Source organism: Tepidimonas sp. HKU78 (assembly GCF_049860815.1).
Taxonomy (GTDB): Bacteria; Pseudomonadota; Gammaproteobacteria; order Burkholderiales; family Burkholderiaceae_C; genus Tepidimonas.
In genome coordinates this window covers 1,375,781-1,397,116 of the sequence record NZ_CP187547.1, presented here as the reverse complement: position 1 = coordinate 1,397,116, position 21,336 = coordinate 1,375,781, and the positions used below count along the sequence as shown (strand labels likewise).

At 67.6% G+C, this 21,336-nt stretch carries 23 protein-coding genes; all 23 read right to left on the bottom strand.

Annotated features, from left to right (window positions below; translation table 11 throughout):
* Nucleotides 1-80 precede the first annotated feature (80 nt).
* Complete coding sequence (locus ACPYIS_RS07010; protein WP_299020851.1) at nt 81-440, bottom strand: histidine triad nucleotide-binding protein; 360 nt, start codon at nt 438-440, stop codon at nt 81-83.
* 30 nt (nt 441-470) lie between these two features.
* The gene (locus ACPYIS_RS07005; protein WP_299020852.1) at nt 471-833 is read right to left on the bottom strand and encodes a DUF4870 family protein; all 363 of its coding nucleotides are present in this window, start codon (nt 831-833) and stop codon (nt 471-473) included.
* Complete coding sequence (locus ACPYIS_RS07000) at nt 826-1,230, bottom strand: phosphoribosyl-ATP diphosphatase (RefSeq protein ID WP_299020854.1); 405 nt, start codon at nt 1,228-1,230, stop codon at nt 826-828. The genes ACPYIS_RS07005 and ACPYIS_RS07000 overlap by 8 nt, the downstream gene beginning before the upstream one ends.
* Entirely contained in the window at nt 1,231-1,629 is a 399-nt protein-coding gene (hisI, locus tag ACPYIS_RS06995; RefSeq protein WP_299020855.1) for a phosphoribosyl-AMP cyclohydrolase, read from the bottom strand.
* 41 nt (nt 1,630-1,670) lie between these two features.
* Nucleotides 1,671-2,471, bottom strand: coding sequence for an imidazole glycerol phosphate synthase subunit HisF (hisF, locus tag ACPYIS_RS06990; protein ID WP_314227498.1), 801 nt, complete (start codon nt 2,469-2,471; stop codon nt 1,671-1,673).
* 16 nt (nt 2,472-2,487) lie between these two features.
* Nucleotides 2,488-3,228: a 1-(5-phosphoribosyl)-5-[(5-phosphoribosylamino)methylideneamino]imidazole-4-carboxamide isomerase gene (gene hisA, locus ACPYIS_RS06985; protein WP_424859717.1), complete on the bottom strand. Its 741-nt coding sequence runs from the start codon at nt 3,226-3,228 to the stop codon at nt 2,488-2,490.
* A gap of 23 nt (nt 3,229-3,251) precedes the next feature.
* Nucleotides 3,252-3,944, bottom strand: coding sequence for an imidazole glycerol phosphate synthase subunit HisH (hisH, locus tag ACPYIS_RS06980; protein ID WP_424859718.1), 693 nt, complete (start codon nt 3,942-3,944; stop codon nt 3,252-3,254).
* Nucleotides 3,945-3,991: 47 nt separating this feature from the next.
* Nucleotides 3,992-4,609 (bottom strand): imidazoleglycerol-phosphate dehydratase HisB, encoded by a 618-nt coding sequence (gene hisB / locus ACPYIS_RS06975; protein ID WP_424894816.1) that lies wholly within the window; start codon nt 4,607-4,609, stop codon nt 3,992-3,994.
* Nucleotides 4,606-5,703, bottom strand: coding sequence for a histidinol-phosphate transaminase (gene hisC / locus ACPYIS_RS06970; RefSeq protein ID WP_299021821.1), 1,098 nt, complete (start codon nt 5,701-5,703; stop codon nt 4,606-4,608). The genes hisB and hisC overlap by 4 nt, the downstream gene beginning before the upstream one ends.
* Entirely contained in the window at nt 5,700-7,037 is a 1,338-nt protein-coding gene (gene hisD / locus ACPYIS_RS06965) for a histidinol dehydrogenase (RefSeq protein WP_424859719.1), read from the bottom strand. Before hisD ends, hisC begins: the two co-directional genes overlap by 4 nt.
* Nucleotides 7,038-7,039: 2 nt before the next feature.
* Entirely contained in the window at nt 7,040-7,732 is a 693-nt protein-coding gene (gene hisG / locus ACPYIS_RS06960) for an ATP phosphoribosyltransferase (RefSeq protein ID WP_424859720.1), read from the bottom strand.
* The gene (gene murA / locus ACPYIS_RS06955; RefSeq protein WP_424894818.1) at nt 7,729-9,003 is read right to left on the bottom strand and encodes a UDP-N-acetylglucosamine 1-carboxyvinyltransferase; all 1,275 of its coding nucleotides are present in this window, start codon (nt 9,001-9,003) and stop codon (nt 7,729-7,731) included. The genes hisG and murA overlap by 4 nt, the downstream gene beginning before the upstream one ends.
* 2 nt (nt 9,004-9,005) lie before the next feature.
* Nucleotides 9,006-9,260, bottom strand: a complete 255-nt coding sequence (locus ACPYIS_RS06950; protein WP_299021838.1) for a BolA family protein — start codon at nt 9,258-9,260, stop codon at nt 9,006-9,008.
* Between the two features lie 44 nt (nt 9,261-9,304).
* Nucleotides 9,305-10,060 carry an ABC transporter permease gene (locus tag ACPYIS_RS06945; protein WP_424859721.1) on the bottom strand — a complete coding sequence of 252 codons (756 nt, stop codon included), beginning with the start codon at nt 10,058-10,060 and terminating at the stop codon, nt 9,305-9,307.
* Complete coding sequence (locus tag ACPYIS_RS06940) at nt 10,057-10,983, bottom strand: ABC transporter ATP-binding protein (RefSeq protein WP_299021843.1); 927 nt, start codon at nt 10,981-10,983, stop codon at nt 10,057-10,059. Before ACPYIS_RS06940 ends, ACPYIS_RS06945 begins: the two co-directional genes overlap by 4 nt.
* Before the next feature lie 12 nt (nt 10,984-10,995).
* On the bottom strand, nt 10,996-11,292 hold the full coding sequence (locus ACPYIS_RS06935; RefSeq protein WP_299021848.1) for an STAS domain-containing protein: 297 nt from the start codon (nt 11,290-11,292) through the stop codon (nt 10,996-10,998).
* A gap of 6 nt (nt 11,293-11,298) precedes the next feature.
* On the bottom strand, nt 11,299-11,940 hold the full coding sequence (locus ACPYIS_RS06930) for an MlaC/ttg2D family ABC transporter substrate-binding protein (RefSeq protein ID WP_299021855.1): 642 nt from the start codon (nt 11,938-11,940) through the stop codon (nt 11,299-11,301).
* Between the two features lie 108 nt (nt 11,941-12,048).
* Entirely contained in the window at nt 12,049-12,768 is a 720-nt protein-coding gene (locus tag ACPYIS_RS06925) for an MlaA family lipoprotein (protein ID WP_424859723.1), read from the bottom strand.
* On the bottom strand, nt 12,765-13,235 hold the full coding sequence (gene mlaD, locus ACPYIS_RS06920; RefSeq protein ID WP_299021861.1) for an outer membrane lipid asymmetry maintenance protein MlaD: 471 nt from the start codon (nt 13,233-13,235) through the stop codon (nt 12,765-12,767). Before mlaD ends, ACPYIS_RS06925 begins: the two co-directional genes overlap by 4 nt.
* A 21-nt stretch (nt 13,236-13,256) precedes the next feature.
* A complete protein-coding gene (mlaE, locus tag ACPYIS_RS06915) occupies nt 13,257-14,039 on the bottom strand; it encodes a lipid asymmetry maintenance ABC transporter permease subunit MlaE (RefSeq protein WP_299021864.1) in 783 nt (260 codons plus the stop codon).
* Entirely contained in the window at nt 14,036-14,860 is an 825-nt protein-coding gene (locus ACPYIS_RS06910; protein WP_425974081.1) for an ABC transporter ATP-binding protein, read from the bottom strand. Before ACPYIS_RS06910 ends, mlaE begins: the two co-directional genes overlap by 4 nt.
* Before the next feature lie 96 nt (nt 14,861-14,956).
* Nucleotides 14,957-16,423, bottom strand: coding sequence for a glutamate synthase subunit beta (locus ACPYIS_RS06905; protein ID WP_424859725.1), 1,467 nt, complete (start codon nt 16,421-16,423; stop codon nt 14,957-14,959).
* Nucleotides 16,424-16,460: 37 nt separating this feature from the next.
* Entirely contained in the window at nt 16,461-21,248 is a 4,788-nt protein-coding gene (locus tag ACPYIS_RS06900; protein ID WP_424894820.1) for a glutamate synthase-related protein, read from the bottom strand.
* Nucleotides 21,249-21,336: the final 88 nt, after the last annotated feature.

Below are 21,336 nucleotides of genomic sequence, written 5' to 3'. Positions count from 1 at the left end.
CCGAGGGTTCACCGCACCGCCAATAGCGCCTGCCGTGATTGTGCCCGAAAGCGCGGCCGTGCGACGAAGACCGGCGGGGCTCACCCCTTGCGCCAGGGCCTCGGCCCGCCGATGACGTGCACATGCAGGTGATGCACCTCTTGCCCGCCGTGCTCGCCGGTGTTGCACACGATGCGAAACCCCCCTTTTGGATACGGCTCGCAGCCCTGCTCCAGCGCCAAGCGCGGGGCCAGCACCATCAGGCGGCCCATGAGGCGCTCGTGCTCGGGCGTGAGCTGCGCCATCGACGGGATGTGCGCCTTGGGCACGATGAGAAAGTGCACCGGCGCCCAAGGGTGGATGTCGTGAAAGGCGGTCAGCTCGTCGTCCTCGTACACCTTGCGGCTGGGGATCTGGCCGGTGACGATCTTGCAAAAGATGCAGTTCGGGTCGTGCGACATGGTCGGTGACATCGTAAGGATGCGGGCGCCTCAAACGGGCATGGGCTTGCGGTCGTTCCAGTACAACAGGCCCTTGACGAGCCGGTACAGCGACCAGATGGCCGCCGCGATCAAAATGACCGCTCCCACGCCGATGAACAGGGTGATGAAGCCGAGCACCGCCCACAACAGGCTCCACCAGAAGGTGCGGATCTGCCAGGTGAAGTGACTCTCGTAGAGGGTGCCGACGACGTCCTCGCGCTTGACGTAGTTGATGATGATGCCGATGAGCGCGGTGACCGCCAAAAACCACGACGCGGCATACAGCAGATACACCGCCAGCGTCAGGCGGCGCAGGCTCTCGAGCTGCTGCGGCGTCGTGGCACGAACGTCGATGATGCGGGGATCATCCATGGGCCGCTCCGGGGTGGGCCGCCTCGCGCTCGCGCGCCTTGCGCAGCGCTTTTTCGTCCAGGCCCGACAAACCCTCGCGGCGCGCGAGTTCGGCCACCACGTCGGCGGGCCCGAGGCCGAAGTGCGCCAGCACGATCAGGCTGTGGAACCACAGGTCGGCCACCTCGCCCACGAGCGCCTGGGCGCTGCCGGCGCCATGCTGCAGGTCCTTGGCGGCCATCACCACTTCGCCCGCTTCTTCCGTGATTTTTTTCAGAAAGGCGTCTGGCCCCTGGTGCAGCAGGCGCGCGACATAGCTGCGCTGCGGGTCGCCGCCAGCGGCGGGCTTGCGGCTGTCGATGACAGCGGCCAGGCGCAGCAGGGTGTCCAGCGGCGGGGCGGTGTCGGTCATGGCCATTCAGCGGTAGATGGTCTCAGGGTCTTTGAGCACGGGGTCGACCGCCTGCCACGCACCCTGCGCCGTATCCAGCCGCTGATAAAAGCAGCTGTGCCGCCCCGTGTGGCAGGCGATGCCCGGGGTGTGGCCGGTTTGCGTGACTTTGAGCAGCACGACGTCGTGGTCACAATCCAAGCGAATCTCGTGCACGCGTTGCACGTGCCCGGACTCCTCGCCTTTGTACCAAAGCCGGCCGCGCGAGCGGCTGTAGTAGACCGCGCGGCCCAGCTCGGCGGTCTTTTGCAGCGCCTCGCGGTTCATCCACGCCACCATCAGCACGTCACCGCTGTCGCGCTCTTGCGCGACCACCGGCACCAGCCCTTGCGCATCCCAGCGCACGTCGTCCAGCCACGTCGTCATGGGTCTAGCGTAGCACGTCCGTCAAGGGGATGGCGGCGGCGTCAGCGCCGCACCGGGATGCCCGCTTCGGCCATGCGCTGCTTGGCCTGGGCGATCGTGTAGGTGCCGTAATGGAAAATGCTGGCCGCAAGCACCGCGTCCGCGCCGCCCTGCTGGATGCCCTCGACCAGGTGCTCCAGGGTGCCGACGCCGCCAGAGGCGATCACAGGGATGTCCACCGCGTCGCTGACGGCACGGGTGAGCGCCAGGTCGAAGCCCGCTTGCGTGCCGTCGCGGTCCATGCTGGTGAGCAGGATTTCGCCCGCGCCCAGAGTGGCCATCTGGCGCGCCCAGGCCACGGCGTCCAGCCCGACGTTTTTGCGGCCGCCGTGCGAATACACGTCCCACCCGGGACCGATGGGCTGGCCGTCGGGGCCGGGCCGCGCCTCATCGGCGGGAGTGCGGCGCTTGGCGTCGATGGCCACCACGATGCACTGCGATCCGTACTTGCCCGAGGCGTCACGGATGACCTGGGGGTTGGCGATGGCCGCGGAATTGAAGCTGACCTTGTCCGCCCCGGCGTTGAGCAGGCGGCGCACATCCTCCACCGTGCGCACGCCACCGCCCACCGTCAGCGGGATGAACACCTGCGAGGCCACCGCTTCGATGATGGGCAGGATCAGGTCGCGCCCGTCGCTGGTGGCGGTGATATCCAGAAATGTGAGTTCGTCGGCGCCTTGGTCGTTGTAGCGCGCGGCGATCTCGACCGGGTCGCCGGCGTCGCGCAGTTGCACGAAGTTGACGCCCTTGACGACACGGCCACCCGTGACGTCCAGACAGGGGATGATGCGCTTGGCCAGCATGGCGTCGGGGCGGCCGTCAGGCGCCCAGTTCGTCGACCAGCCGCACCGCGGCGGCAAAGTCTAGCTCGCCGCTGTAGATGGCGCGGCCACAGATCACGCCCTCCACGCCCTCGGACTCGACCTCGCACAGTCGGCAGATGTCGTCCAGCCCCGACAGGCCGCCCGAGGCGATGACCGGGATGGACAGCGCCTGCGCCAGCCGCACGGTGGCTTCGACGTTGATGCCGGTGAGCATGCCGTCACGGCCGATATCGGTGTAGACGATGGCCTCGACGCCGTAGTCCTCGAACTTGCGCGCCAGATCGACGACCTCGTGGCCGGTGAGCTTGCTCCAGCCGTCGGTGGCCACCTTGCCGTCCCGCGCGTCGAGCCCGACGATGATGTGTCCGCCGAAGGCGCTGCAGGCATCCTGTAAAAAGCCGGGATTCTTGACGGCGGCGGTGCCGATGATGACGTAGCGCAGGCCGGCGTCCAAGTAGCGCTCGATGGTGTCGAGGTCGCGGATGCCACCGCCCAGCTGCACGTCGATGTCGTCGCCGACTTCGCGCAAGATGCTGCGCACGGCGGCTTCGTTGCGGGGCTTGCCCGCGAAGGCGCCGTTCAAGTCCACCAAGTGCAAGCGGGTGGCGCCCTGCTCGACCCAGTGGCGCGCCATGGCGGCGGGGTCGTCGCTAAAGATGGTGGACTGCTCCATGTCGCCTTGCTTGAGGCGCACGCACTGGCCGTCTTTCAGGTCGATGGCGGGGATCAGCAGCATGGCTTTCGGGCGGGGTTGAGGGTTCAGGGATTCCAGTGCAGGAAATTGCGGTACAGGGCCAGCCCTTGGGCGGCGCTCTTTTCTGGGTGGAACTGGGTAGCGAACAGGTTGTCGCGCGCGATGGCGCTGGCAAAGCGCACGCCATACTCGGTCACGCCCACCGCGTGGGCGGGATGCGCCGGGTGCGCATGGTAGCTGTGCACGAAGTAGAAGTAGCTGCCGTCCGGGATGCCCGCCCACAGCGGATGGGCCGGTGGCTGCTCGCTCGCGCCATGCTCGAAGCCGTACCAGACACGGTTCCAGCCCATCTGCGGCACTTTGTAGCGGCTGCCGTCGGGCTGGCGCTGGCCCTGCAGGCGAAAACGCACCACCTCGCCCGCGATCAAGCCCAGGCCGGGGGTGTCGCCTTCCTCGGAATGGTCGAGCAGCATTTGCATGCCGACGCACACACCGAACAGCGGTTTGGTGGCCGCCGCGTGCAGCACCGCCTCGCGCAGGCCGCTGCGCTCGAGCTCGGCCATGCAATCGGGCATGGCCCCTTGCCCGGGCAACACCACGCGGTGGGCGTCGCGCACCACCTGCGGGCTGGCCGTCACGACGACGTCGACCCGATCGCTGGCCCGCGCCGCGTGCATGACCGCCTGCGCCACCGAGCGCAGGTTGCCCATGCCGTAATCGACGACCGCGACCGTCTCGCGCCTGATCGGGGTATACATCGTGCTCGTGGAAGCTGCGTTCGCCTCGTGACCGGTGACGGTGGCGCTCACAAACTGCCCTTGGTCGAGGGCACGGCGTCCCCCAGGCGGGCATCGCGCTCCAGCGCGGCGCGCAGCGCGCGCGCAAACGCCTTGAAGATCGTCTCGCACTGGTGGTGTGCGTTGACGCCCTTGAGGTTGTCGATGTGCAGCGTCACGCCCGCGTGGTTGACGAAGCCCTGGAAAAATTCGGTCACGAGCTGGGTGTCGAACTGCCCGATCATGCCGGCGGTGAAGCGCACGTCCATGTGCAGCCCAGGCCGGCCAGAAAAGTCCACCACCACGCGCGACAGGGCTTCGTCCAACGGCACGTAGGCGTGCCCATAGCGGCGGATGCCGCGCTTGTCACCAACCGCGCGCGCCAGCGCCTGCCCGAAGGTGATGCCGACATCCTCCACCGTGTGGTGGCCATCGATGTGCAGGTCTCCGCGGCACTCGATCTCCAGATCGATCAGCCCGTGGCGGGCGATCTGATCCAGCATGTGATCGAAAAACCCGATGCCGGTGTCGAGCCGGGCCTGCCCCGTGCCGTCGAGGTCGACGCGCACGCGGATGCGGGTTTCGGCCGTGACGCGCTGCACTTCCGCGGTGCGCGGGGTGACGCTGGGAGCGGGTAAGGTGGTCATAGCGAGGGAGGCAGCGCCGCCAGCAGCGCGTCGTTTTCGGCGGGGGTGCCGACGGTCAGCCGCAGGCAGTTGGCCAGCAACGGGTGCATTGTAGAAACATTCTTGACCAAGACGCCACGCGCGCGCAAGCCTGCAAAGGCACGCGCGGCGTCGGGCACGCGCACCAGAATCATGTTCGCCTCGCTGGGATAGGGCCGCACGCCCGGCAGCGCGGCCAGTGCCCCTTGCAGGCGTTCGCGCTCGGCGCGGATGGTGGCCGCCTGCGCGGCGTACACGTCGGCGTGCTCCAGCGCAAACAGCGCGCACTCGGCGTTGAGGGCGCTCACGTTGTAGGGCGGCCGCACTTTGTCGATTTGGGCGATGAGGGGCGCCGCGCCGATCAGGTAGCCCAGCCGAGCGCCCGCCAGCCCGAATTTGGACAGGGTGCGCATGACGAGCACGTGCGCGTGCGCGTCGGGGTCAGCGCGCCATTCGTCCAGCCAGGTGTGGCTGGCAAAGGGTTGGTACGCCTCGTCCACCACCACCAGGCCGCCTGCCGCGCCGACGGCGGTGATGACGCGCCGCATCACCGCCGGATCCCAGCGGTTGGCGGTGGGGTTGTTGGGATACGCCAAATAGGTGATTGCCGGCCGCACGCGCGCGATCGCCTCGACCATGGCCGCCTCGTCAAGCGCGAAGTCGGGTGTGAGCGGCACGCCGTGGAAGGCCAGGCCCTGTAGCTGCGCGCTCATGGCGTACATGACGAAGCCGGGCACCGGCGCCACGATGGCGGCCCCGGGCCGATCGCACGCCAGGGCCAACAAGGCGATCAATTCGTCCGAGCCATTGCCCAGCATGAGCGCCGCACCCGCGGGCAGGTCGACGTGCGCGGCCAGCGCGCGCTTGAGGTCGTCGATGCGCGGCCCCGGATAACGGTGCACGGGCACGCGGCCCAGGCGCTCACCGAGTGCGCGCTGCAGCGGCTCGGACAGCGCGAAGGGGTTTTCCATCGCGTCCAGCTTGATGAGGCCCACGGCATCCTGGATCGCGTAGGCGTGCATGCCCTGCACGTCGTCTCGGATGCGCTGCAGGGCGGCGTCGAGCCGCGCGCTCATGCATCGCCCTCCGAGCACAGGCGCAGCTCGGCCGCGCGCGCGTGCGCAGTCAAGCCTTCGCCATGCGCCAGCACCGCCGCGATGCGGCCCAGCGTCTGCGCGCCGTCGGCACTGACTTCGATGAGGCTCGTGCGCTTCTGGAAGTCGTACACCCCGAGCGGGCTGGAAAAACGCGCCGTGCCGCTGGTGGGCAGCACGTGGTTGGGGCCGGCGCAGTAGTCGCCCAAGCTCTCGCTGGTGTAGGCACCCAGAAAGATCGCGCCCGCGTGCCGCAATAGCGGCTCCCAGCGCTGCGGCTCGCGGCTGGCGATCTCCAGGTGCTCCGGGGCAATGCGGTTGCTGATTGCGCACGCCTCGGCCATGTCGCGCGTGCGAATGAGCGCGCCACGGCCGTTGAGGCTCTTGGCGATGATGTCGGCGCGCGGCATGGTGGGCAACAGGCGGTCGATGGCTGCCTGCACCGCGTCCAGATAGGCCCCATCCGGACACAGCAGGATGGACTGCGCCAGCTCATCGTGCTCGGCTTGGCTGAACAGGTCCATCGCCACCCAATCGGGTGGTGTGGTGCCGTCCGCCAGCACCAGGATTTCGCTAGGCCCCGCGATCATATCGATGCCCACGGTACCAAAAACGTGCTTCTTGGCGCTGGCCACGTAGGCGTTACCCGGGCCGGTGATTTTGTCCACTTTCGGGATGGTGGCGGTGCCATAGGCCAGCGCCGCCACCGCCTGCGCCCCCCCGACGGTGAATGCGCGGCTGACGCCCGCCACGTGCGCCGCGGCCAGCACCAGCGGGTTGCGCTCGCCGCGCGGCGTGGGCACGACCATGACGATCTCCGGCACGCCCGCGACGTGGGCCGGTATCGCGTTCATGAGCACGCTCGACGGGTAGGCCGCCTTGCCACCCGGCACGTAAATGCCGACGCGGTCCAGCGGCGTGACCTTCTGCCCCAGCCGCGTGCCGTCGGCCTCGCGAATCTCCCACGAGCGGCCGCACGCGTCGAGCTGCGCCTCGTGGTAGCGGCGAATGCGCGCGGCCGCCTGTTGCAGGGCGTCGCGCTGCGCGGCAGGCAGGCCATCGAAGGCCTGGCGCAGGACGGGCGCGCCCAACTCCAACTCGGCCACGCTGGCCGCCTCGAGCGCGTCGAAGCGACGCGTGACCTCGAGCACCGCCGCATCACCGCGTGTGCGCACGTCGGCCAGAATTTGCGCGACGCGCGCTTCGATGTCCGCGTCGGTCTCGGCCGACCAGTGCAGGCGCGCCGCGAAGCGTGCCTCGAAATCCGCGTCCGTGGTGTCCAGCCGCAGTGGGCGGGCCAAGAGTCGATCTGCCATGGTCATGATTCCATTGTCGCAGAGCGCTGCGCGACCGCTTGCGCAAAGGCTTGCAGCATGGGGCGGATGCGCTCGCGCTTGAGCTTGAGCGCGGTCGGCCGCACCACCAGCTGCGACGAGATGTCCATGATGCGCTCGACCTCGACCAGCCGGTTGGCCTTGAGGGTATTGCCGGTGGAGACCAAGTCGACGATGGCGTCGGCCAGCCCGGTCAGTGGCGCCAGCTCCATGCTGCCATAGAGCTTGATCAAATCCACGTGCACGCCCTTGCTGGCGAAGAACTCGCGCGCGATCGCCACATATTTGGTCGCCACGCGCAGGCGCGCCCCCTGGCGCACTGCGCGCGCGTAGTCGAAATCGGCCGGCACCGCCACGCTCATGCGGCAGCGGGCGATGCCCAGATCGAGCGGCCGGTACAGACCCACCCGGGCCGCGTCGCCCCAGGTGGCCTCGTGCTCGATGAGCGTGTCCATGCCGCACACGCCCAGATCGGCGCCGCCGTGCTCCACGTAGGTAGGCACGTCGGTGGCGCGCACCAGCACCACACGCACCTCGGGCCGGTTGGTGGGCAGGATCAGCTTGCGCGAGGTCTCGGGGTCTTCGAGCACCTCGATGCCCGCCGCACGCAGCAGCGGCAGCGTCTCGTCGAAGATCCGGCCCTTGGACAGGGCCAGGGTCACGGTGTCGGCACTCATGCGATCCTCTCGATGTCGGCGCCCAGCGCACGCAGTTTGCGCTCCATCTGGTCGTAGCCGCGGTCCAGGTGGTAGATGCGGTCGACCACCGTCTCGCCGTCGGCGACCAATCCGGCGATGACCAGACTGGCCGAGGCGCGCAAGTCGGTCGCCATCACGGTCGCGCCCGACAGCCGCCGCCCCCCCTCGACGAACGCGGTGCGCCCGTCGATGCGGATCTGCGCCCCCAGCCGCACCAGCTCCTGCACGTGCATGAAGCGGTTCTCGAAAATGGTCTCGGTGATGGCGCTGGGCCCCTGCGCGATGGCGTTGAGGGCCATGAACTGCGCCTGCATGTCGGTCGGAAAACCCGGATATTCGGTGGTCCGAAAACTCTGCGCCCGCAACGCCGCGCCGCCGGGCGAGCGCACGCGCATACCGTCGGGCTCGGCCTGCACCTGCACGCCGGCGTCGAGCAGTTTGTCGATCACCGCGTCCAAGTGCTCGGCGCGGGCCGCGCGCAGCCACGCCTCGCCCCCGGTGGCCGCCACCGCGCACAAGAACGTCCCCGCTTCGATGCGGTCCGAGACGACCGTGTGCTCGGCACCCGCAAGCGCTGCCACGCCCTCGATACGGATGCGGCTGGTGCCGTGGCCCTCGATGCGCGCGCCCATGGCAATCAGCAGCTGCGCCAGATCGACCACCTCGGGCTCCTGCGCGGCGTTTTCCAGCACGGTTTCGCCCTCGGCAAGCGCCGCAGCCATCATCAGGTTCTCAGTGCCGGTGACAGTAACCATGTCCGTGGTGATGCGCGCGCCACGCAGCCGGCTGCGCCCAGCGGGCAGCCGCGCCACGATGTCACCGTGCTCGACCACGATCTCGGCCCCCATGGCCTGCAAACCCCTGATGTGCTGGTCCACCGGGCGCGAGCCGATCGCGCACCCCCCGGGCAGCGACACGCGCGCCTGGCCGCAGCGTGCCAGCAACGGCCCCAGCACCAGGATCGAGGCGCGCATGGTCTTGACCATCTCGTACGGCGCCACCGGCTGCAGCGCGCCGACAGCGTGCAGCGTCATGCCGCCGCGCTCGCCATGCGTGCGCACCTGCACCCCCATGCCCTCCAACAACGCGCGCATGGTGGCCACGTCGCGCAGCCGCGGCACGTTGCGCAGCGTCACCGGCTGGTCGGTCAACAAGGCGGCGCACAGCTCGGGCAGCGCCGCGTTTTTGGCGCCCGAGATCTCCACCTCGCCGTGCAGCCGCTGGCCGCCCCGGATACTGAGCCGCTCCATCGTCACTCCTGCGCTGTGCGGCGGGCGGCCTGCCACTCGGCAGGTGTGTAGGTCTTCATGGACAGGGCGTGCACCTCGTCGGTGTGCATGCGCTGCCCCAGCGTGGCGTACACCATCTGGTGGCGCTGGATGGCGCGGCACCCCTCGAAGGCGGGCGAGACGACGATGGCCATCCAGTGACGGCCATCACCGCTGACCTCCAGGTGTTCGCACGGCAGTCCGGCCGCAATCAGGGCGCGCAGTTGGTCGGCAGTCATGGTCGGTGCTCTCGTGAGGTCTGGCGCTGCAGCGCCCAGCAAAATCAATGGCGTATCTTGTAGCCGATGCGCAGCAGGTGCAGCGTGAGCGCCGCCACGAGGACGAACGCCGTGCCGACCACCGCCAGGCTCAGCCAAGGTGAGACGTCGCTCACCCCAAAAAAGCCGTAGCGCGCACCGTCGATCATGTAAAAAAACGGGTTGAGGTGGCTGACCGCCTGCCAAAACGGCGGCAGCGAGTGGATGGAGTAGAACACGCCGGACAGAAACGTCATGGGCATGATGAGGAAGTTCTGAAACGCCGCCATCTGGTCGAACTTCTCGGCCCACAGGCCGGCGATCACGCCCAGCGCGCCCAACAGACCCGCCCCCAGCACCGCAAACACCCCGATCCACAGCGGATGGGCAAAACGCAACTCGGCCGCCCATGCCGTGACCAACAACACCCCCGTGCCCACGACCAGCCCGCGCAGCACGGACGAGCCGACGTAGGCGACGAACCAGGCCCAGTGCGACAGCGGTGCCACCAGGATGAAGACCAGGTTGCCCATGATCTTGCTCTGGATGAGGCTGGACGAGCTGTTGGCAAAGGCATTTTGCAGCAGACTCATCATCGCTAGCCCAGGCAGCAAAAACGCGGTGTAGCCCACGCCGTCGTAGACCTGCACGTGCTCTTCGAGCACGTGGCCAAAGATCAGCAGGTACAGCATGGCGGTCACGATGGGCGCGGCCACCGTCTGGAACGCCACTTTCCAGAAGCGCAGCACCTCCTTGCGCAGCAGGGTTTGCCAGCCACTCATGCCGGCGCCTCCGCAGTCGGCTGTACGGCCATGAAATCCAGAAACACATCTTCCAGGTCGGCCTTGTGCACCTCGATGTCTTCCATCACGACGCCCGCTTGGCGCAACGCCGCCAGCGTCTGCTCGACCTCGTAGGCGTCGTGCACCTTGATCTGCTTGATGCGCCCGGTCACGCGCGCGCGCGCCGCCAGCGCCGCCGGCAGCATCTGATCTGTCTTGAAGCGCAACACGTTGGCCGACGCGCGTTTGAGCAAATCCGCCGTGCGCTCCAGGGCGATCACGCGCCCGGCGCGCAGCATCGCGATGCGGCCACACAGCGCCTCGGCCTCTTCCAGGTAGTGCGTGGTCAACAGCACGGTGCTGCCCTCACGGTTGAGGCGCGAAATGAACGCCCACAGCGTTTGGCGCAGCTCGACGTCCACGCCCGCCGTCGGCTCGTCGAGCACGATGACCGGCGGCCGGTGCACCAACGCCTGCGCCACCATGACCCGCCGCTTCATACCACCGGACAATTGCCGCATATTGGTGTCGGCCTTGTCGGTCAAGCCCAGCCCGGCCAGCAGCTCGTCGATCCAGGCGTCGTTGCCGCGGATGCCGAAGTAGCCCGACTGAAAGCGCAGCGCCTCGCGCACGGTGAAGAAGGGGTCGAACACCAGCTCCTGCGGCACGATGCCTAAGCGCCGCCGCGCCTGCATGGGATCGGCATGCACATCGATCCCGAACACCGCCACGCGCCCGCTGCTGGGTCGGCTCAACCCGGCCAGGATACTGATGAGCGTGGTCTTGCCCGCGCCATTGGGGCCGAGCAGGCCGAAAAATTCGCCCGCTTCGATGTCGAACGCCACGTCTTGCAGGGCGTGCAAGAGCCCGCGTGGCGTGTCGAAACGCTTGCTGACGTGATCGAATCGGACGGCGGCGGACATAAACCCGCCATTCTACGACGGCAGCAGCTCCGCCACCCCATACAGGCCTGCCAGTACCCGCGCCCGGGGCGGCAAGCCGCTCACCTGCCAGTCGCCCCCGCGGGCGAGCACCTCGCGCCGCACGGCCAGCAGCGCCGCCAGCGCCGAGGAATCGAACTCCTGCAGCGCCGCGGCATCCACCCGCGCCACGAACGGGGCGGGCGACACGGCCGCGAGCGCGGCACGGCAGCGCGCCACGTAATCCTCGGCCTGTGCGTGGGTCAGGGTGGCGGGCAGCGGCGGCAGGGGAGTGACGAGTGCCTCGGCCATGCCGATTTAGCTCCGCTGCGCGTTGGCGTTGGCGCGGTTGCGCTCGGCCAGCGCGGCGATCAGCCCGTCGATGCCCTTGGCCGCGATCTCCTGCGCGAACTGTGTGCGGTACGTCTCGACCAGCCACACCCCCATGACGTTGAGGTCGTACACCTTCCAGCCGGTGGGCGTCTGTTCGAGCCGGTAGTCGAGCTGGATCGGGTCGCCCTTGCCGCCGCGAATCTCGGAGCGCACCACGACCTCGGTCGCGTCGGGTGCCGCACGCAGGGGGCGAATGACCAGCGTCTGGTCGCGAATCTGGGTCAGCGCGCCCGAGTAGGTACGCACCAGCAGGATTTTGAACTCCGCCATCAGGCGCTGGCGCTGCTCAGGCGTGGCTTGCCGCCAGAAGCGCCCGACGGCCGACGCGGTCATGCGCTCGAAGTTGACGTGTGGCATGAGCCGGCTGTCGACCAGCTCCATGATGCGCGTGATGTCACCGTTGCGCAGGGCGGGGTCGCGCTTGACGGCCTCGAACACTTCGGTGCCCACGCGCTGGATGAGCGCATCGGGCGCTTCCATCGCCAGGGCGCGGGCGTGGGGCTGCCACGCAAGGGTCGCCGCGAGCGCAACGGCCGCGCTGGTGATCCACCAGCGGCGGCGGTTCATCACGGCCGCTACCGGGCGGGTCGGAGATACAAGGGTCGTTTGCATATCCATTCGGTTCAGAAAAGACGCGCCGGGTTCCGGACTGTTACCACTGGTGACGTCGGCGCGTCACTCGTCGTCGCCACGCGAGGCATCGATCTGGCGCTGACGGCGCGCCAGGTAGGCATCGCGCGTAAACCCGTACTTGTCCAACGCCGCCTGCTCCAGCAGTTCCCCCGCGCGCAGCAGCGAGGCGCGCGTATCGACCAAGCGCAGCGCTTGCGCGCTATTGCGCGTGGCGACATCGTCCACCCCTTGCGAGACGGGGTCGCCGCGCCGGTCGACGGGCAGTGCGACCGTCTCGCGCACGGTGGACGGCCCCAGCAGCGGCAGCACCAGATAGGGGCCAGGCGGCACGCCCCATCGACCCAGCGTGTGACCAAAATCGAGCGTCGTGCGCGGGATGCCCATCTCACTGGCAATGTCGAGCACACCCCCGAGGCCCAGGAAGGTGTTGACGCTAAAGCGCATGAAATTCTCGGCCGCTGGCTGCGGGCGCGCTTGCAGCGCGGCGTTGAGCGCCGACCAGGCATCGCGCAGGTTGGCAAAGAAGTTGCCCACCCCCGTGCGCACGGGCGACGGCACCACCGCCACATATCCCTGCGCCACGGGCCGCAGCACGGCGGTATCGACCGCCTCGTTGAACTGGTAAACGCCGCGATTGAACGGCTCGAGCGGATCGCGCGGGTTGGCATCCGGCCCGGTGGCACAGCCCGAGATAGCGATCGCGGCCACCGCCAGCATCGCGGCACCCGACCGGCGCCAGCGGATGACCATTTCTCGGTTCATTGTGCACCTCCCGCTTCGGCGGCCTTGTTGAAGAGGAATTGACCGATCAGGTTTTCCAGCACCACGGCCGACTGGGTGTGGGTGACCACGTCACCTTCGGACAGGTTGGCGTCCGCGCCGCCGGGCTCGATCCCCACATACTGCTCGCCCAGCAGGCCGCTGGTCAGAATCTTGAGCGAGCTGTCCTTCGGGAAAGCATACCGCGATTCGAGCGCCAGCACCACGCGCGCCTGATACGTCTGGTCGTCGAACGCGATCGACTCCACCCGCCCTACCACCACACCGGCGCTGCGCACCGCCGCCTTGGGCTTGAGCGAGCCGACGTTGTCGAACGTCGCCGTGACGCGGTAGGTGGGGTTGAAGCTCAGGTTCAACAGGTTGGCGGCCTGCAGGGCCAAAAAAAGGATGGCGACCGCCCCGATCAGCACGAACAGCCCCACCCACACGTCGATTTTGGATCGCTGCATCACTCCACGTTCCTCGCTCAGTCAGATGGTGAACATCATCGCCGTCAGGATGAAATCCAAGCCCAGCACCGTCAGCGACGCCATGACCACCGTGCGCGTGGTGGCGCGCGACACCCCTTCGGGCGTCGGGTGCGATTCGAACCCCTGCAGCAGGGCAATGAACGTCACCGCGATGCCGAACACCACGCTCTTGATCATGCCATTGCCGACGTCGGCCCACACGTCGACACCGCCTTGGATCTGGCTCCAGAACGCGCCGCCGTCGACCCCGATCATGAGTACCCCGACCACCCAGCCACCGATGATCCCCATGGCGCTGAAGACCGCCGCCAGCAGCGGCATGACGATGACCCCGCCCCAAAACCGCGGCGCAAGCACGCGGTCGATGGGATCCACCGCCATCATTTCCATGACGCTCAACTGCTCGCCGGCCTTCATCAGGCCGATCTCGGCGGTCAGCGAGGTGCCGGCCCGCCCGGCGAACAGCAGCGCGGTGACCACGGGCCCCAGCTCGCGCACCAGGCTCAACGTCACGAGCAGGCCCAGCGCCTCGGACGAGCCGTAGCGCTGCAGCGTGTAGTAGCCCTGCAGCCCAAAGACGAAACCCACGAAGAGCCCCGAGACCGCGATGATCGACAGCGAATAGTTGCCCAAGAAGTGAATCTGGTCGCGGATCAGCCCGAAGCGCCGCCAACTCGCCCACGTGCCCAGCAACAGGCGCACGAACAACCGCGCGCCCAGCCCCAGGTCGGCCAGTTTGGCGCGCACGGCAAAGCCGATATCGGCGGGATGCCACCCTTTCATGCCTGTCGCCCTCCCCGCAGCGTGGGGCCGAAATCCTCGGCCACCGAAACGGCCGGATAGTGAAAACGCACCGGGCCGTCGGGCGACGCGGTCACGTACTGGCGAATGAGCGGGTCCTCGCTGTGCCGCACCTCGTCTGGCGTGCCCTGCATCGCCACGCGCCCGTTGGCCAGCACGATGATGTGGTCGGCCACCGCGAAGGTGGACTCCAGCTCGTGCGAGACCATGATGCTGGTCAGGCCCAGCGTGTCGTTGAGCTGCCGAATCAGCCGCGCAGCCGTGCCCAACGAGATCGGGTCCAAGCCCGAAAACGGCTCGTCATACATGATCAGCTCCGGATCGAGCGCGATGGCGCGCGCCAGCGCCACGCGGCGCGCCATGCCGCCGGAGAGTTCGCCCGGCATCAGGTCGCGCGCGCCGCGCAAACCGACGGCGTGCAGCTTCATGAGCACGATGTCGCGAATCAGCGGCTCCGACAGCCGGGTGTGCTCGCGCAGCGGAAAGGCCACGTTGTCGAAGACCGACATGTCGGTAAAGAGCGCGCCGAACTGAAACAGCATGCCCATGCGCCGCCGCACCGCGTACAGACCGTCGCGGTCGAGCGCGCCGACGTCTTGTCCGTCGAACAGCACCTGGCCGCTGCGGGCCCGCAACTGCCCACCGATGAGCCGCAGCAGCGTCGTCTTGCCCCCACCCGAGGTTCCAATCAGCACGGTGACCTTGCCACGGGGCACGTGCAAGCTCACGTCGTCGAGCACGGGACGCCCATCCCCGTACCCGAAGGTGACGCGGCACAGCTCGACGAGGGGGGACTCGATCATGGATGCAAAAAATAACAACAGCCGGTGGCTCCGGCTGCCGAATCATACGGGATAACCCGCAAGCGCGTCGCACGGGCGCGATCGCGGGCTTGCGCGTCAGCGGGGCAACAAAGAGTGCCCCATCAGGTACTCGTCGACCGCGCGCGCGGCCTGGCGGCCCTCGCGGATCGCCCACACCACCAGCGACTGGCCGCGCCGCATGTCGCCCGCGGCAAACACCTTGGGCACGTTGGTCGCGTAGCCGCCGTTGGCCTCGGTGTGCGCCTTGGCGTTGCCGCGTGCATCCTTCTCGACGCCGAAGGCATCCAGCACGGTAGAAATCGGCGACACGAAGCCCATCGCCAGCAGCACCAAGTCGGCCTTGTATTCTTTCTCGGTGCCAGGAATCTCGACCAGCTTGCCGTCCTTGAGCTCGACGTGCACGGTGCGCACGCCCGTAACCTTGCCGTTTTTGCCGATGAAGGCTTTGGTGGCGATGGCGAACTCGCGCTGGCAGCCTTCCTCGTGACTGGTGCTGGTGCGCAGCTTCAGCGGCCAGTAGGGCCAGGTCAGCGGCTTGTTTTCCTGCTCGGGCGGCTGGGGCATGACCTCGAATTGCGTCACGCTGGCCGCACCGTGCCGGTTGCTGGTGCCCACGCAGTCGCTGCCGGTGTCGCCCCCGCCGATGACGATGACGTGCTTGCCGGTGGCGGTGATTTGCTTTTTGAGCTTGTCGCCGGCGTTGACCTTGTTTTGCTGCGGCAAGAACTCCATCGCGAAATGGATGCCATCGAGCTCGCGGCCCGGCACCGGCAGGTCGCGCGGCTGCTCGGCCCCGCCGCACAAGAGCACGGCGTCGAACTCGGCCTTCAGTTGCTCCGGCGCAATGACCTCGCGCGCGTCATTGTTCACCTTGACGCCCTCGGGCAGCGTGCCCACCAGCACCCGGGTGCGGAAAGTCACCCCTTCGGCCTGCATCTGCTCGACGCGGCGGTCGATGAGCCACTTCTCCATCTTGAAGTCGGGGATCCCGTAGCGCAGCAGCCCGCCGACGCGGTCGTTCTTTTCGAACACCGTCACGTCGTGCCCCGCGCGCGCGAGCTGCTGGGCTGCCGCCAGTCCGGCGGGACCAGAGCCGACCACCGCCACCTTTTTGCCGGTCTTGACCTTGGGCGGCTGAGGCAGCACCCAGCCCTCGGCCCAGGCGCGGTCGATGATGGCGTGCTCGATCGACTTGATCCCCACCGGATCGTCGTTGATGTTGAGCGTGCACGCCGCCTCACAGGGCGCCGGGCAGATGCGCCCGGTGAACTCGGGGAAGTTGTTGGTGGTGTGCAACACCTCGATCGCGTTCTTCCATTCGCCCCGATAGACGAGGTCGTTGAAGTCCGGGATGAGGTTGTTGACCGGGCAGCCGTTGTTGCAAAACGGCGTGCCGCAGTCCATGCAGCGGGCGCCCTGGATCTTGGCCTGCGCCTCGTCCAGCCCGATGACGAACTCGCGATAGTGCTTGACGCGCTCCTGCGGGGGCTGGTAGCCCTCCTCGACGCGCGCGTATTCCATGAAGCCAGTGATCTTACCCATGATCGATTGCCTCGTCAGTCGATGAACGGCGCCGCCTTCACGCGGCCGGCGCGGTCTTGCGGGACTTGCCCGCCGATTTGGCAGGCGCGGCCTCGGCCGCTACCTCGGCGGCCGACTGCTTGGCGGCCAGCTCGCCTAGGGCGCGCTTGTACTCGTGCGGGAACACCTTGACGAAGCGCGTGCGCGCCGTCGCCCAGTCGTCCAACAGGGCGCGCGCCTTGGTGGAGCCGGTCCAGCGGTGGTGCTCCTCCAGCAACTGGCGCAATTGCGCCTCGTCGGTCATGCCGCGGTGCCAGATGGCGCGATCGACCGTGGCCTCCTGCTCGGCGGCCGAGACCACGCGGTCGAGCGCCACCATCGCCGTGTTGCAGCGCTTGGCAAACAGGCCGTCTTCGTCGTAGACGTAGGCGATACCACCGCTCATGCCGGCGGCAAAGTTGCGCCCCGTCTTGCCCAGTACGACGACGGTACCCCCGGTCATGTACTCACAGCCGTGGTCGCCGGTGCCCTCCACCACCGCGGTGGCGCCGGACAGCCGCACGGCGAAACGCTCACCAGCGACGCCGCGGAAGAACGCCTCGCCGCGCGTCGCACCGTACAGCACCGTGTTGCCCACGATGATGTTGTGGCCCGCATCCCCGCGGAAGTCGATGCTGGGGCGCACCACGATGCGCCCACCCGACAGACCCTTGCCAGTGTAGTCGTTGGCGTCGCCGATCAGGTACAGCGTGATGCCCTTGCACAGGAAGGCGCCGAACGACTGGCCACCCGTGCCCTCCATCTGGATGCGGATGGTGTCGTCAGGCAACCCCTCCGGGTGGTGGCGCGTGACCTCGCCCGACAGCATCGCGCCCACCGTGCGGTTGACGTTGCGCACGCTCTCGATGAAGTGCACCTTCTCGCCACGCTCGATAGCAGGACGGGCCTTTTCGATCAGCCGCACGTCCAGCGCCCGATCCAGCCCGTGATCCTGGGTTTCGACGTGGCGGCGCGCCACGCCGTCGGCCACCGGCGGCTGGTGCAGCAGGCGGCTGTAGTCCAGCCCCTTGGCCTTCCAGTGCTCGATGCCACGGCGCATGTCGAGCAAGTCGGTGCGGCCCACCAGGTCGTCGAACTTGCGGATGCCCAGCTGCGCCATGATGGCGCGCACCTCTTCGGCCACGAAGAAGAAGTAGTTGACCACGTGCTCGGGCTTGCCGGCAAACTTGCGGCGCAACACCGGGTCTTGCGTGGCCACACCCACCGGGCAGGTGTTGAGGTGGCACTTGCGCATCATGATGCAGCCCTCGACCACCAGCGGCGCGGTGGCGAAGCCAAACTCATCGGCCCCCAGCAGCGCGCCGATAACGACGTCGCGCCCGGTCTTGATCTGCCCGTCCACCTGCACGCGGATGCGACCGCGCAGGCGGTTGAGCACCAGCGTTTGCTGCGTCTCGGCCAAGCCGATTTCCCACGGGCTGCCCGCGTGCTTGATGGACGACCAGGGCGACGCGCCCGTGCCGCCGTCATGGCCGGCGATGACCACATGGTCGGCCTTGGCCTTGGCCACGCCAGCGGCGATCGTCCCCACACCCGCCTCGGCCACCAGCTTGACCGAAATGTCGGCGCGCGGGTTGACGTTTTTCAGGTCGTGGATGAGCTGCGCCAAATCCTCGATGGAGTAGATGTCGTGGTGCGGCGGCGGGCTGATCAGGCCCACGCCCGGCACGGAGTAGCGCAAATAGCCGATGTAGGGCGACACCTTGCTGCCGGGCAGCTGACCGCCTTCGCCGGGCTTGGCACCCTGCGCCATCTTGATCTGGATCTGGTCGGCACTCACCAGGTATTCGGCCGTCACACCAAAGCGGCCAGAGGCCACCTGCTTGATCTTGGAGCGCAGGCTGTCGCCGTCTTGCAGCTCGATGTCGACCTCGACCTTGTCGCGGCCGATGATCGAACCCACGGTCTCGCCCTTGCGGATCGGGATGCCCTTGAGCTCGTTGCGGTAACGCGCCGGGTCCTCGCCCCCCTCACCGGTGTTGGACTTGCCGCCGATGCGGTTCATCGCGATGGCCAGCGTGGTGTGCGCCTCGGTGGAAATCGACCCCAGCGACATGGCGCCGGTGGCGAAGCGCTTGACGATCTCGGACGCGGGCTCGACCTCGTCGATCGGAATCGCCTTGGCCGGATCGACCTTGAACTCGAACAGCCCACGCAGCGTCATGTGCCGGCGCGACTGGTCGTTGATGAGCTGCGCGTACTCTTTGTAGGTGGCGAAGTTGCCCGCACGCGTGGCGTGCTGCAGCTTGGCGATCGCATCTGGCGTCCACATGTGCTGCTCGCCATGGGCGCGCCACGCGTATTCGCCACCGACGTCGAGCATGTCGCGCATCGGCAGGTCGTTGCTGTACGCCTGTCGGTGCCAGCGGATGGCCTCCTCGGCGATTTCGAACACGCCGATGCCCTCGACCCGGCTGGGCGTGCCGGTGAAGTACTTGTCGATGGTCGCGCTGTTGATGCCCACCGCCTCGAACAACTGCGCGCCACAGTAGCTCATGTAGGTGGACACGCCCATCTTGGACATGATCTTGGACAGCCCCTTGCCCACCGCCTTGATGTAGTTGGCGATCGCCTTGTCGGCCGATAGGTCACCGGGCAAATCCTTGTGGATGGCGCGCAGCGTCTCGAACGCCAAGTAGGGGTAGACCGCCTCCGCCCCGTAGCCGGCCAGCACCGCGAAGTGGTGCACCTCGCGCGCGCTGCCCGTCTCCACCACCAGACCGGTGGCGGTGCGCAGCCCCTCGCGCACCAGGTGCTGGTGGATGGCAGAGAGCGCCAGCAGCGCGGGCACCGCCACCCGCTCGCGGTTGACGCCGCGGTCACTGACGATGAGGATGTTGCTGCCGCTGCGGATGGCGTCGACCGCCTCCGCGCACAGCGAGGCGAGCTTGGCCTCCACCCCCTCCTTGCCCCAGGCAACCGGGTAGGTGATGTCCAGCGTGGTGCTGCGGAATTTGCCACCGGTGCGGCGCTCGATGTCGCGCAGTTTGGCCATGTCGGCGTCGCTGAGCACGGGCTGGCTGACCTCCAACCGCATCGGCGGGTTGACCTGGTTGATGTCGAGCAGGTTGGGGCGGGGGCCGATGAACGACACCAGCGACATCACGATCGCCTCGCGGATCGGGTCGATCGGCGGGTTGGTGACCTGCGCGAATAGCTGCTTGAAGTAGTTGTACAGCGGCTTGGGCCGGTCCGACAGCACCGGCAGCGGGCTGTCGTTGCCCATCGAGCCCACGCCTTCTTCGCCGTTCTGGGCCATCGGCGCCATCAAGAACTTGATGTCCTCTTGCGTGTAGCCAAAGGCCTGTTGCATATCGAGCAGGTTGGCGTCCACCCGCTCCATCGCCGCCTGGGACGATTCATCCGCCACCGCCTTGACGCTGGCCTCGTCGTCGCCGGCCACCGGGCGCTCCACGTCGTCTAGGCGGATGCGCAGGTTTTCGATCCACTGCTTGTACGGCTTGGCGTTGGCCAGGGTCGCCTTGATTTCCTCGTCGTCGATCATGCGGCCCTGCTCCAGATCGATGAGGAACATCTTGCCTGGCTGCAAGCGCCACTTGCGCACGATCTTGCTCTCGGGCACCGGCAGCACGCCCGATTCGGACGCCATGATCACCATGTCGTCATCGGTGATGCAATAGCGCGACGGCCGCAAGCCGTTGCGGTCCAGCGTGGCCCCGATCTGGCGCCCGTCGGTGAACACGATCGACGCCGGCCCATCCCACGGCTCCAGCATCGCGGCGTGGTACTCATAGAACGCGCGTCGGCGCTCGTCCATCAGCGTGTGCTGCTCCCACGGCTCGGGGATCATCATCATCACCGCGTGCGCCAGTGGATAGCCCGCCATCGTCAGCAGCTCCAGGCAGTTGTCGAACGTCGCGGTGTCCGACTGCCCGGCAAAGCTGATGGGGTAGAGCTTCTTCAGATCCGGGCCCAGCACCGGCGAGCTCATGACGCCCTCGCGCGCGCGCATCCAGTTGTAGTTGCCCTTGACGGTGTTGATCTCGCCGTTGTGCGCCACGTAGCGGTAGGGATGCGCCAGCGGCCACTCGGGGAAGGTGTTGGTGGAGAAGCGCTGGTGCACCAACCCCAGCGCCGAGACGCAGCGCGGATCTTGCAAGTCGCGGTAGTACTCGCCCACCTGGTTGGCCAGCAGCAGCCCCTTGTAGACCACGGTGCGGCTGCTCATGCTGGGCACGTAGTACTCTTTGCTGTGCGTCAGCTGCAGGCGCTGGATGGCGGCGCTGGCCGTCTTGCGAATGACGTACAGCTTGCGCTCGAGCGCATCTTGCACGATGACGTCGCTGCCGCGGCCGATGAACACCTGGCGGATGATCGGCTCGGTCTGGCGCACGGCGGGCGACATCGGCATGTCGCGGTTGACCGGCACGTCGCGCCAGCCCAGCAGCACCTGGCCCTCGGCCTTGATCGCGCGCTCCATCTCTTGCTCGCAAGCCAGGCGCGAGGCGTGCTCCTTGGGCAAAAAGATCATGCCCACGCCGTATTCACCCGGCGGCGGCAGGGTCACGCCCTGCTTGGCCATCTCCTCGCGGTAGAGCTGGTCCGGGATCTGGATCAGGATGCCCGCGCCGTCACCCATCAGCGGATCAGCCCCGACCGCGCCGCGGTGGTCGAGATTTTCCAGAATCTTGAGCGCCTGGGTGACGATGTCGTGGCTCTTGTGTCCCTTGATGTGGGCGACGAAGCCGACACCGCAGGCATCGTGTTCATGGGCAGCGCAGTACAGCCCGTGCTGCTCGGCAGTGGATTGGGGGGTAGCGGTCACGCCTGACTCCTTGGCCGGGTTGACGAAAGACGAAGGGCCACAGGATAGTGCATTGCAGCATAACGGGCAAGCACTTTTTTTGGGGTCA